The 12,572-nt window shown below is 43.1% G+C and carries 11 protein-coding genes; 2 read left to right on the forward strand and 9 right to left on the reverse strand.

Annotated elements, in window-relative coordinates; translation table 11 throughout:
• Positions 1-108 precede the first annotated feature (108 nt).
• On the reverse strand, positions 109-600 hold the full coding sequence (locus tag ABWP91_RS01475) for a GNAT family N-acetyltransferase (RefSeq protein ID WP_353241683.1): 492 nt from the start codon (positions 598-600) through the stop codon (positions 109-111).
• Positions 601-645: 45 nt separating this feature from the next.
• A complete protein-coding gene (locus ABWP91_RS01480; RefSeq protein ID WP_353241684.1) occupies positions 646-1,866 on the reverse strand; it encodes an MFS transporter in 1,221 nt (406 codons plus the stop codon).
• A 109-nt stretch (positions 1,867-1,975) separates the two neighbouring features.
• Here ABWP91_RS01480 and ABWP91_RS01485 point away from each other — a divergent pair, with 109 nt between their 5' ends.
• Positions 1,976-2,557, forward strand: coding sequence for a TetR/AcrR family transcriptional regulator (locus tag ABWP91_RS01485; protein ID WP_353241685.1), 582 nt, complete (start codon positions 1,976-1,978; stop codon positions 2,555-2,557).
• Here ABWP91_RS01485 and ABWP91_RS01490 read toward each other — a convergent pair.
• From ABWP91_RS01490 to ABWP91_RS01505, 4 genes are all read right to left on the reverse strand, one after another.
• Positions 2,554-3,315: a DUF4184 family protein gene (locus ABWP91_RS01490; RefSeq protein ID WP_353241686.1), complete on the reverse strand. Its 762-nt coding sequence runs from the start codon at positions 3,313-3,315 to the stop codon at positions 2,554-2,556. The genes ABWP91_RS01485 and ABWP91_RS01490 overlap by 4 nt on opposite strands.
• 120 nt (positions 3,316-3,435) lie before the next feature.
• Positions 3,436-4,461: a threonine aldolase family protein gene (locus ABWP91_RS01495; protein ID WP_353241687.1), complete on the reverse strand. Its 1,026-nt coding sequence runs from the start codon at positions 4,459-4,461 to the stop codon at positions 3,436-3,438.
• Positions 4,462-4,628: 167 nt separating this feature from the next.
• The gene (gene alkB, locus ABWP91_RS01500; protein ID WP_353241688.1) at positions 4,629-5,264 is read right to left on the reverse strand and encodes a DNA oxidative demethylase AlkB; all 636 of its coding nucleotides are present in this window, start codon (positions 5,262-5,264) and stop codon (positions 4,629-4,631) included.
• A 58-nt stretch (positions 5,265-5,322) separates the two neighbouring features.
• Positions 5,323-6,180, reverse strand: a complete 858-nt coding sequence (locus ABWP91_RS01505) for an EamA family transporter (protein ID WP_353241689.1) — start codon at positions 6,178-6,180, stop codon at positions 5,323-5,325.
• A gap of 84 nt (positions 6,181-6,264) precedes the next feature.
• Here ABWP91_RS01505 and ABWP91_RS01510 point away from each other — a divergent pair, with 84 nt between their 5' ends.
• A complete protein-coding gene (locus ABWP91_RS01510) occupies positions 6,265-6,750 on the forward strand; it encodes a MarR family winged helix-turn-helix transcriptional regulator (RefSeq protein ID WP_353241884.1) in 486 nt (161 codons plus the stop codon).
• A 3-nt stretch (positions 6,751-6,753) separates the two neighbouring features.
• Here the strand turns inward: ABWP91_RS01510 and ABWP91_RS01515 are convergent, their stop codons facing one another.
• Genes ABWP91_RS01515 through ABWP91_RS01525 form a run of 3 tightly spaced genes read right to left on the reverse strand, consistent with a single transcriptional unit; the run spans position 6,754 to position 12,511 of the window.
• Entirely contained in the window at positions 6,754-8,811 is a 2,058-nt protein-coding gene (locus tag ABWP91_RS01515) for an SWIM zinc finger family protein (protein ID WP_353241690.1), read from the reverse strand.
• A complete protein-coding gene (locus ABWP91_RS01520; protein WP_353241691.1) occupies positions 8,808-9,962 on the reverse strand; it encodes a VWA domain-containing protein in 1,155 nt (384 codons plus the stop codon). The genes ABWP91_RS01515 and ABWP91_RS01520 overlap by 4 nt, the downstream gene beginning before the upstream one ends.
• Positions 9,963-9,964: 2 nt before the next feature.
• Positions 9,965-12,511: a DUF5682 family protein gene (locus ABWP91_RS01525; RefSeq protein ID WP_353241692.1), complete on the reverse strand. Its 2,547-nt coding sequence runs from the start codon at positions 12,509-12,511 to the stop codon at positions 9,965-9,967.
• Positions 12,512-12,572: the final 61 nt, after the last annotated feature.

Here is a 12,572-nt window from a genome sequence, read left to right on the forward strand (position 1 = left end):
AGTACCGATGTGATTTTAGCGGGGTTTAATTAAACATTACATCGACCAAGCTTATTACTGATAATATTAGCAATTAATCTGAAATAAACTTGGTCATCATTCGATGTTCTAAAGCACCATAACCATTTCATGCCATGTCATTCCACCGTGATCTGACTCAGAGGGTTTGACATATTGGTAACCAAAATGTTTATACAAATCAACGTGGTGTTCTTTGCACATTAGATGAATGGTTTCTTTGTTATTTTTTCGCATTAATGCAATAAACTCTTTCATTAACAACGATGAATAGCCTTTTCCTTGATGGGCTGGGTGAACCACAACCGACATAATAACCACATTTGGTGCTTGTGGGTCATGGCCAATCAGCTCTTTGAATTCTTCATCGGACATCACCACGTCCCACGCGCAGCCAGCATTAATGAAGCCGACGATTTCACCCGCGGCCTCCATGCACAAAAAACCTTGTGGATACTGCGCTATTCGCGTGGCAATTTTTTCTTTGGTCGCTGCCTCATCCCCTTCATATGACTCTATTTCAATGGCAAAACATGTATCAACATCATTTAATGTCGCTTGTCTAAATACGGGGGGTTGCATTTAATAACCTCTTATTCTTTATTTGTACTTCTTTTATTTTCCAAACTATGGGCAGCTATTTTCGCACGTTTTTGTCATTTTTTGCAGCGCATTTAGTTGTACATAACTTAATGTCGTGGATAGTAATACCATGGTACCCCCGACTATTGCCACGAGAAAACCCGCATTTAGTCCATAAGTATCAACCATTTTCCCCGTCATCATGGCGCCTATAGCCACACCAATATTTAACCCTGCGAGTAACCACGTCATCCCTTCTGTTAACCGATTTTGTGGAACGATATTTTCCACTAATGACATCGCAATAATCATGGTTGGTGCAAAGAATAACCCTGAAATAAACACCACAATTGCGAGGGAATAAACGCCGCTTACCCACCACATTGGCACGATAGATAAAAAGGTCATGACCCCACTAATAAATAATAAGCGTGGTAATGGTACCTTTAAATTGAGCGCCCCAAAAACCAAGCCCATAGCACAAGAACCTATCGCATAAGCGGATAAAACTAAGCTTGCCGCTGCGGGTTGTTGCTGTAATTGTGCGAGCGTGACACTTAATATATCCACAGAGCCCACAATAACCCCCAGTGCAATCATTAATACAATCAACAGCTGCAAACTGATCATTGATAAAATTGGTTTTTGCTTCGGCAACAACATTTCACGAGAAGCCACGCTCGGCTCAGTGCTACGTTGCTGTACAAGAAACATCACCCCCACCAGCAGCAAAACAGCGGCAGCCAATAAACCTGCTTGCGGAAACAAGGCAACCGTCAATCCAACTGACAGCGGTGGCCCTGCAATAAACGTTGCATCATCAAAAACAGTTTCAAGTGAATAGGCCGTTTGTAAAATGGGCTGTCCTTTATACAATGCCGTCCATCTTGCCCTAATCATGGCGGACATACTAGGCATCGCGCCTGCTAAAAACGCACCAATAAATAACCCAGCGTCAGGTAATACCAGCCACGTTGTAGCGACGAGCAACACAACACCCAATAAGCTGATAAGCGTAACTACAGGTAACACCCGATACTGTCCCAATTTATCAACTAATCGGGAAATTTGCGGTGACAGCAATGCATAGGTAAGCACAAACGTGGCTGAAACAAGCCCCGCCAAAGTATAACTCCCCCTTAATTGTGCCAGCATAGTGATAATACCGATGCCCATCATCGGTAACGCTAGGCGAGCAAGCAATCCTGCAATAACAAAGCGCTGGCTTCCTTTAGCTTGGAAAAGCTCTTGATAGCGACTTAGCATGTAAGCTCCATATGATAAATTTATTATACATACACTGGGTATGTATAAAGATGATATAATCATACACAGTGAATGTAAATAACAAAACTCAGTGTTTGTAAGAGGTTTTATGGCAAGAAGAACACAAGCTCAAATGGAAGAAACCCGTGAGCTTTTATTAACCACAGCACGGGAACACTTTAGCCGTTTGGGTTTTACAGCAGCTTCCATGGATGAAATTGCGGCGAGTGTTGATTTAACGCGAGGCGCTCTTTATCACCATTTTGGTGATAAAAAAGGTTTATTTACGGCCGTTGTCGAAGAAATTGATAACGAAATGAATGGGCGGTTGCAAAAAATCTCTGCCAATTCTACTGATCTGTGGAATAACTTCCGCCTGCGCTGCCATGCCTATTTAGAAATGGCGCTAGAGTCTGATTATCAACAAATTATCTTACGCGATGCCAAATCTGTTGTGGCTGAAGATCTTGCAAAATCAAACCTTAAATGCACTGAACAAGTCGACATCCTGCTACAGGAATTAATGAGCAAGAAAATCATTGGCAATGTTAATACTCGCGCCCTTGCCTTTTTAATCAATGGCGGGCTTGCTGAATCCGCCTATTGGATTTCTCAGGCCAATAGCCAAGAACGACTACATCAAAGTATTCAGGCTATTGATAAAATTCTTAATGGACTACTGGAAAACTAATCGCTATTGACCATGAGCGGCTTATCTTTCACATAAAGCCGCCATCCAAGTATCAATACAATTAGCAAAAAAACAGGCACTGTTAGTGTTAACTCTAAATAAACGAACCGATTGAAATTAAAACCATTTATTTTCGGCGTTAGCCAATAAGCTAAAGGCAACGTTGATACGCATGCAAGCCCACCAAGAATAATCAATCGCTTTAGCTTTTTATTGTTTTTGTTTTTAATTTCAATTGGTTGAAAACGATGAAACTGAAAGTATTTATAGCAAAGATAGGCGAAGCCACCCGCAGACCCAAGGTGTTGTAACAGTTTATAAAACGCAATTTCTTGGCTATCAGACATCGCAAACAGTTTCATTTGCAAAAATGAAATTTCCCGTACAAATGCCCCTGATTCATGTGTAAAACTATCCCACATAATATGTGTTAATGCCCCGATATACAGGGAAATAAAGATAATTAACGTTTGTCGGGCAGATGGCACATTCATTGTGTGAATAGTAAAAGGGCTCATACAATTCAATGCGGGTACCATTTTTTGCGTTAACCAATAAACCAATATGCATAATGGAAGCCCTGTATAGAACCATCCAATATATTCATGCGCCACTGATGCGGCGTTGTACCAAGTCAGCGAATAAAATAAATCTGGGCTCAAGCTACCTAAAATAAGTGCAGGCAAACTTAACCAACGAAAATATTTGGCCTGTTTAATGGGGAAAACCACCGCAGGATGGGAAAACGTCCAAGGCATACTCGCGACCAACTCAGTTAAATAGATATCAGGATAGTGCCGTTTTATTTGTAAAAGGGATATACGAGAAATCGGAAAGATTTGCCCACAAATTCATGCGGGCAATACATTTTAGGCGAACTAGATGAGCGAATTGAAAGTGTGTTTCAATTTTTCAATATCTTGTGCTGTTGTTGACCAAGATGTACAAAAACGTAGGCAAGTTGTGTCTGCCGTTGGCTCGCAAACTTTACTGACGACATAGTGAGCCAAGACTTTGTCACTGAGTGAATTAGGTAAAATCACAAAAACTTGGTTTGATTCCACAGGCGCTAAAAAGTCGAATCCTTTTTCGCTAAAGAAATCGGCAAGTTCACTTGCGGCATCGTTAATTTGCTGACCTAACTGGAAATAAAGATCATCATTAAAGAGTGCTTCAAACTGCGCAGCTAATAACCAGCCTTTAGCTTGTAACCCGCCTTTTTGCTTAATGCTATAACGAAAATCAGATTTTATCGCGGGGTTTAAAATCACTAAAATTTCCCCAGTCAATGCCCCAATTTTTGTCCCACCGATATAGAAAACATCCGTGAGTTGTGCAATATCTTCAATGGTTAAATCACTGACGGAGGACATCAAACCTGATGCAAGACGTGCACCATCCATAAATAGGAACAAACCATTTTCGTCACAAATTTTACGCAGAGCAACCAGCTCCTCTTTGCGATACACCGTACCGATTTCAGTAGAGTTACTGATATAAACGACTTTTGGCTGAACTGAATGCTCATCAGGATGCTCAGACAATACTTTTTCAATATGCGCCGGAGTCAGTTTCCCTGAGGCAGACTCTACTGTGATAACTTTATGCCCAGATGCTTCAATCGCCCCTGTTTCGTGAACATCAATATGGCCACCAATAACGGAGATCACCGCTTGGTGTGGACGTAAAATATGGGAAATCGTCGTTAAATTGGTGATCGTTCCGCCGTTAAAGAAATGGATATCCGCATTAGGCTGACCAATACGGTGTTTAACTTGCTCAGCAACTTGCTTGCACAGGCCGTCTGTACCATAACCTGTAAAACGTTTCCCTGCTAAGTTGTTCAATGCATCCATCACATTAGGATGCGCAATTTCGTTATAATCATTTGTAAAGCTATACATTAATTCACCACCAATACCCTGTTATGTAAATAATTAGCTAATAGTTATAGAGACAACTAATTTATTATTCAACGATCTTTTTTATCGTTCTCTGATACAATTTTATAGGTACACAAAAATAACAGCTACCAACGAAATTTGTAAACAAAACCAACGCTTATAAACCGTTATTTTTGCGAGCGACGAAATGTGAGATTAAAACGGTATGGCCCCAGTAATGGGTGTTCCCCCGCCTTTATGGTTCGAACACCATGGTAATTTAAACGGGATTTTCCACCCCAAACCAGTACATCCCCATGTTCCAGTGTCAGCGCTATTTTAGGCGCTTCTCGTGTAGTTCCACCAAAATCAAATAGGCAGGGCAACCCTAATGAAAACGAAACAATTGGTTGTGAAAAATCCGCTTCATCTTTATCTTGGTGAAGTGACAGCTTAGTCCCTACAGCATAACGGTTAATCAAACAGGCATCTGGTTCAAACCCCAGAAAACCCGCTCTTTCTGCCGCCTCTTGGGCTAATTGGCGAAAGGCTCTTGGCATAGGCTGCCAAGGCTTATTAGTGACAGGGTCACTATCTGCATAGCGATACCCTGTTTTATCAGTCACCCACCCCCAATCACCGCAATTGCTCATCGCAACTGACATGCGGTGCCCTCCTGGGGTTTCCATATTTCTCAATGGGGATAGCGAAATAATGTCATTTAATGATTGTAATAACACCTGGCTATTGCCCAGTAAAAAGCCTTTTAGCAAGAAAGCATCTGGTGCTATCTCAATGGTGTTTTCATCATCAGAAAATAACATATTCGATTATCTCATTAATTTAACCGTAGCCACTCATAATACGCCGTTAAGCGTCACGTCACCGTGCTTTGCGTGCTTCTGCGCGTTGGCTCATCCAAACACTGCCTAAAATCACTATCATGCCAATAAATTGTAAGGTACTCAGCTGTTGATTAAGGTAAAACCACCCTAAAACCACAGCACTGACAGGGCTAAGAAAACCTAACGATGCCACTGAGCTCGGCCCTAACAACGCCAACCCACGGAACCATAGTGCATAGGTTAATGCCCCACCAATTAAGGTTAAATAGCTGAGCCCGATAATATTCACGGATGTTAACGCGGGCAATGCTGGCTCAAAAATGAATGCAAATGGGAGTAAAATCAAGCCGCCTGCGGTTAATTGCCACGATGTAAAGGTCAATGCACTAACGGGTGGCTGCCAACGACGGCTTAACACGGTGCCCGCGGCCATTGAAAATGCCCCTGCCAACCCAGCCATCACCCCCACCCAGTCAAGTGCAGCCGTGGGGGTTAACAGTAAAATTGCCACACCAACAATTCCACTTAGTGAAGCGATTACTGAAACACTGGATAATCGGTTGTTCAATAACCAACGACTTAAGAATAGTACAATCAAAGGCTGTACAGCCCCCACCGTTGCGGCAACACCACCAGGTAGACGGTAAGCCGCAATAAACAATAACCACCAAAACAGTGAAAAGTTCAACGCCCCTAAGATAGCAACTCGTAACCACCAAATTCCTGAAGGTAACTGGCGTAAAAGCTGTATCAGCAATAATCCCGCAGGTAAAGCGCGTAAAACAGCCAATGTTAAAGGAAGGCCCGAGGGCAGCATTTCAGTCGTCACCAAGTAGGTACTTCCCCACACAATGGGGGCTAATGCAGTGAAACATAAAACAACATAACGATTCATAGTATGACTCTCAATTTTTATCTTGAGGTCAAGATAGTTTTTATTTACCTTGACGTCAAGATAAATAAAGCCCATTATTTGCCTATGGATAGAATTGATAAAATCACTCAACAATGGGAGCGTGAGCGCCCAGATCTCGATATTAGCCCAATGGGGTTAATTGGTCGGCTAGGCAATGTTGCCTATCATCTCACTCGTGAAATGGAAAAAGTCTTCGCTGAATTTGGCCTTAATCGGTCAAGTTTTGATGTGCTGGCCACTTTACGGCGCTCAGGTAAACCTTATACCCTGAGCCCTGGGGATATGCTTGCTACGCTAATGGTAACCTCGGGGACTATGACAAACCGCATTGATCAACTGGAAAAAGCGGGGTTAGTCTCCCGCCACACTAACCCCGATGATGGTCGAGGTTTTTTAGTTTCACTGACTAATGATGGGCTAACCTTAATTAATCAAGTCATTGAAGCCCATACAAAAAACCAAGCACGGTTAGTCGCCAAGTTGACGTTGGAAGAGCGACAGGCGCTCAACCAACTATTACGGACATTTCTTGGGACGTTTGAATCTTAAGTACTATTGTGTAAATTGAAACGGTAACGGCATTTGCAAGCGCTCAAATTTATCGCATAGGTAGACTAATCGTAATACGTTTTCGGAGGGGATCTCCCCTGAAGCAGTTAACAATTTGACCTGATTGGCTAACCATATTGTTCCCAAATCCTCCAAAACACGTATAACATAATTAATTTCAGCGTGTTGAGACGATGAAAGCTGCTGCCTTCCCGTGCAGGCTTGGGTTTCCAGTACGGATAAAATTGGGCGAACCAATTGGCTTGCGAGTGTTATTTCTGGCGCAAATGTATTGCGCTTTTGCTGTTTTTTCTCCATGTATTCCATGATCTTATTGAAAAAACCTGAACGCTGTTTTTTACGGGGAATGGATTCAAAATCAAGGTAAAACAGCTCAATATCTTGTTCTTTCTTCAGCCACACGGTTTTTGGCACCAGTTGAATACCGTTCGAAGTGTGATTGATCAAAACACTCACCGCGGCAATAGGCCACTTTTCTTTGGTGATAAAACGTAATTCATCGATTTTATGGTTTTCATTCCCTTCCCAGTTTAACCGCAAAAACGCCCTATTTTTTTCGCTATCGGATACCGCCCATAAAATGCACTGTTCTGCTTCATCCCAATACAACTGTTCGTAATCAGCAATATGCAAAATAACCGGTTGATAAACATTTTCGTTGGATAAACTCGAAAGGAACTCGCTAGCCTCTTGCCAATGCGTAAAGCCCAATTCCCCTTGAAGGGTTTGGTAATCCTCATTCGCTAACAGTTTTTGGCTATTTTTTACAGCAAAACTGTCGCCACTGGCCGATAATTTACCTTCATCCGAAAGCCGTGGATCATGTAATTTAAACGGTGTTCGCATCAAATTATCAGCCGTTTGCTTCCAAATGGATAACGTTTGCCAAACGTTTTGTCGACCAAACATCGGGTCAAGTCGGTTTGCGCGCCCTTGCGTACATTGAATAATTTTTTTCTCTTGGTTATCCCAAAAACTAAATGTTGCGCCAATTGCACCACTTTGCGCTTGCCACCAATTCGCATCAATCGGTGTTAAATCAAGCACTGACGATTGGTCGGTATATTGCCGACGCTGTAAACCTTTAAGCATCGCAAGCTGTGCTTCATCTGCCGTTAAAAGTTGCTGTAGATAGGCGGAAATTTCGGCGATTAGCCGCAAAACTTGCCCTTCATCCATGGTAAAGTGCTTATCAGCGAGCAATTTCACTTGTTGACTAAGCCTTTTCAAATAATTAGCTAACCGAGGTAAACCTTCCGCTTTCGCCGACATATTCAACAAATGCAATTGCGTGGCGCTACTTTGGCTAATGTGCGACAAACCTTGGCGCAACAAATCTTGGATAAATTGCCCGATGGTGGCGATAACGGTTTTATCATCATCAGTTAATAACAGTGCAATATCAGGCGCAGGGGCTAAATCATCAGGCCATTGCCAAACCACACCATTTTGCATCAACAGTTTAGCAATCACCGCAAGGTGAACGGCTTTTTTCTGTTTTTCAGGTACCGAGGAGATCATCCCTTGAAAACCACTACCTTTCAGGTAAATAATTGGCTCATCATATTCGGCTAGTGTCATTCTTAACTGGTTGCATTGGTCATCAAAAGTCAGCTCACGCCCTTGCCACTCATCTAACAAGCGGATAGCTAAGCGGCAATCGGGTTTCGAGGCAAGTTTAATGACTGACATCGGTTCTAATGCGAGCAATTCAGGCAGTAGCGGCTCTGGGTCACTAAGCTCAGTTTCGCTGCCAATTTCCTGAGTGCTTTCATTCGCCGCATTATTCTGAACCCAAAGTACAGCGGCCAAAATATGCTTACAACAGCCTGATGCGCTGCAATTACAGGTTGCTTTTTGCACACCTTGCGCATCTAACCGTACAGTTTGCCCATCACTATCAAATTGCCCCACTGCAAGATCTATAGGGCTAACTTTTTGATTTTCTATATCTTTACGTGCCCGGCGCAATAACCCGACATTGGCAAATACGGCCAATGCTTCGTCGTCATATTGGTAGTAAATTGCTTGCCAACTCATTGCATCACCTCCGCCAGCCACTCGGCAAAGTGCTCTGGTGTCAAAGCTGCGACATGCATACCTCTATCTGCCAATTTTTGGGCAATTTCAGGGTCATAAACAGGTAATGCATCATCATCTAATGCGGCTAAGCCTAAAAGTTTCACTTGCTGACTGTGCAGGCGCTGTGTGCAGTTAAGCAGATGATTTAACGCACCGCCTTCTTCAAAGTCACTGATCAAGCTGATCACCGTACGTTTAGGGTTACGAATTAAGCTCTCGCAGTACTGCATCGCTTTTGCAATATCGGTTCCACCGCCTAATTGCACCGTCATTAGAACCTCAACAGGGTCATGGGCTAAATGGCTCAAATCAACCACTTGTGTATCAAAAACCACTAATGAAACCCGAACCGTTGGCAATGCCGCTAGAATACTGGCGCAGACCGCTGCATACATGATTGAACTTGCCATTGAGCCACTTTGGTCAACACACAAAATCACATCCCACGGTAAATGCTGCTGCTGGCGTGAGTTGAAATACGGGGTTTTAATGACTAACCGTTGATGTTGCACATCATAGTTTTTCAAATTTGCTGCAATGGTTGCCCGCCAATCGAAATTACGGCTATTCGGTATTAACGAACGACGAAAACGGTTTTTGCGCCCTGTTAGTGCTTGGCGGAATTGATTGCGCATTTGGCTGAGGATATCATCCACCACTTTGCGAATAATATTTTTCACTGCATCACGCGTATCTTCGTTCATTTTTCCCCGTAAGCTCATTAACGTTTTTGCTAAGGCTTTCGTGGGTTCCATGGCATTCAATGCATCGGGGTTTTTAAGCAAGCTACTGATTTCATAACGTTCTAACGCCTGTGATTGCATGCGTTCAAACGTACTGTTCGGAAACAACTTTCGTGCTTGGTTTAACCAATTAACCGCGGTAAGTTGCGAGGCATCCAACGAGCCATGACGGCCGCTTTCTTGCCGTAATCCACGCCGTTGGTATTCACGGCGATATAAAAAATCCAGTGAGCGTTCAATTTTTAGCTCTTCTGCGCTGAAAGCGGCTTGCCCCAGTGCGTTATCGGCATATTGGCCTAACACCAAGCGCCAACGTTTCGCAAGTTGTAACTGTTCTGGCGTCAATGGCGTCTCTTTTTTACTCATGGTTATTTCGCCTCCGACGCGTGGGTGAACCAGCTTTGTAGGCCAAGCTCTCCAAGTTGGTTTTGTAGCCGTTGTTCTAATTGCAGCGCTTGCAGCATTTGCTTCTCATTAAACTCAGTTTGGTGCAGCGTTAAATCTTGGGCTTCTATTGATAAGTTTTGCGCGACATACTGTGCCATTTGCGCATTTTGCTTTGGCGTCAATTGGCTAAATGCGAAGCGCAAATCAGGCAATACTTGAATAAATCGGCGCTCATCCCATTCACTGAGCAAATCATTCAGTAATTCGATTAAGAGCGGAATGCGTAAAATTAACTCAGGTGCCGCTCGCATTACGCCAATAAAATAGCCAATGGCAATTTCAGGGTCACTTCCTGCACTAAACGCCTTTTGGATCTCGTTGACTAAGGTATTTTCATCGGTTTTACCGCCTAAATAACATAACGCATCCACAGCCCCTTTTAATAAAGGAACATGGTTTAGTTTGCCTTCACAACGCGCCAACTGGTGATAAAAATCGTTCGAGTAATCATGAGTTTTATTAATTTCAGGCATAAAGGTGATTAATTCACGGCATGAAAGCAGCGCATTAAAATGCATTTCTTGTTGCTGTTCATCCCCCTGCGTAATTTGTTCAAAGCAATAAAAAACTTGTTGCAATAAGGTATCCAAACGGACTTCAATCGCAAAGTTTTCTTCGATATCAAAGAATTGTCGACTACGCCATAAATGCACTAACTTATGGCCACAAGCAACTAACGATTCGAATTTAGCGTCTTGTTGAATATAGTTGTCGAGTAATGAAAATAAAGCAGGAATACGTTGGTGTAAGCCAATAAGCGCAGCTTGCATTAGCAATGTCACTGCACTTTGGCTTGAACGGCTGACACCTTGTTGCTCAAGGTTTTTTTCCATTTCAAATAAACGGTTTAGTGCTATTCCTTTAAGCTGAGTGCCTTTTTCAGATAACGCGATCAGTTCACCTTCCACATTTGGCGTCCACGCATATTGCCACTCTTCAAATAGCACATCCATTTGGTTTCCTGACATGAAATTGGGGCCAGAAAGGTGTTTTGCAAAATGGATATCTAAAAAAGCCAATAAATGTAGGAAACGACTGCGTACACGGTGCTGCTTATTACGATAAACATCTAACCGACTGATTTTGCTTAATGTGTCATCGAGTTTAAAGCGAAACGCTTTCGCCATCTCATAGGTTTGTGCCACCAACGGCGGCGTTGTTGTGCCTTTGGGGATTTGGCCTAGGCGAAAACCTGAAAAACAGGTTTTAATTTCATGCCAAAGTTCATCTTGGCTCTCATCCAAGCTGCCTTTGATAAATGCACTTTGTAGCCCATCCAGTAAATCATAGCGCCCTGTACCGACATGCCCACGAAAAGCCGCTAAGCGAATGCTTTGTTCCGCAGCCAGTTTTACCGATAAAAAACCCGGAGCTGCATCAAATTGCTTTTCGCGCAAAATTATTGCCACTTTTGACAGGTACGCGATCCCCAATTCATTTCGATATGCTTGAGTCGGGCGAACTTCGCCATTTTCATAGTCTTGGCGTTGCTGCAATAGCGTTTCCCATACCTTTTGGTAAAACGCGGGGGATGGCATGCCTGATGCATAACCGTTTAATGCATCCAGCTTATCGTCACTGTAGCGGATCAGCCATGCGTTATCGTTTTCAGCCGTTTTTTGTTGTTTTACAAACTGTTTTTGCGCTGTCGCTGTTAATGCAAATTTTGCCGAAATGCGTTCAGATAAACCTTCAATTAACGCTAGGGTATGGAAGCCGCCTGTCACGACAACAATTTTGGCGTTAGGTTGTTGTGCTTTAATGGTTTGAATATGCCCCTGCATATGGGCTTCACGCTGTGTTGAGCCTTCTGACTCAAGGACTTCAGGCTCATAATCTAAACGTGCTAACCCACACCAAGTGAAAGCATCTTTAAAAAATGCTGACCAATCAGCGAGCTGTTCAAACGTGCGTAATTCAAATAGTTGCTCCCAAAGCTCATCATGGTCACGGCAACCACTCTTTTTGGCTAATTGCGCAATAAACAAGCTGTGCGCTAAATAACGCTCTTTTTGCAAGCTTTGGCTTTGCCCTTCATCAGTCTCATCAATATTAACCTGCGCAGACCATGGCAAATCAATAAACTGTAATTGTGCTTTATGCAATGAACCTTGCTTAAGTGCTTGCCACTCTGGGGAATATTCACAAAAAGGAAAATAAGCTGATCGCGTGACAGCGTCACCTTCACCGTTCAATGACTCTGCTTTAACTTCCGTTTGCGCCATAATGGCAACGGGAGGCAGTGTGTCTTGATGCAGTAGCCCTGCAATTAATCCATTAAAACTATCAGGCCCCTCAATCAACACATAATCAGGCTTAATTTGTTCGATTAACGAAAGTGTACTGTAGGCGCAAGCCGGACTATGGTGGCGCACCGGCGCAAAATAAATATTTTCTGATTCAAGCTGTTGCCAGCTAGCCAATGCTTTTTCAAGCCGTTCTGGTAAAGGTATGGAAGGCAAACTCACCGTGATATTCCCTGATTGATAAAAATGGGCGAAGCCAAAGGCCTCGCCATTGCACTACACG

The organism is Providencia sp., assembly GCF_040396775.1.
GTDB lineage: Bacteria > Pseudomonadota > Gammaproteobacteria > Enterobacterales > Enterobacteriaceae > Providencia.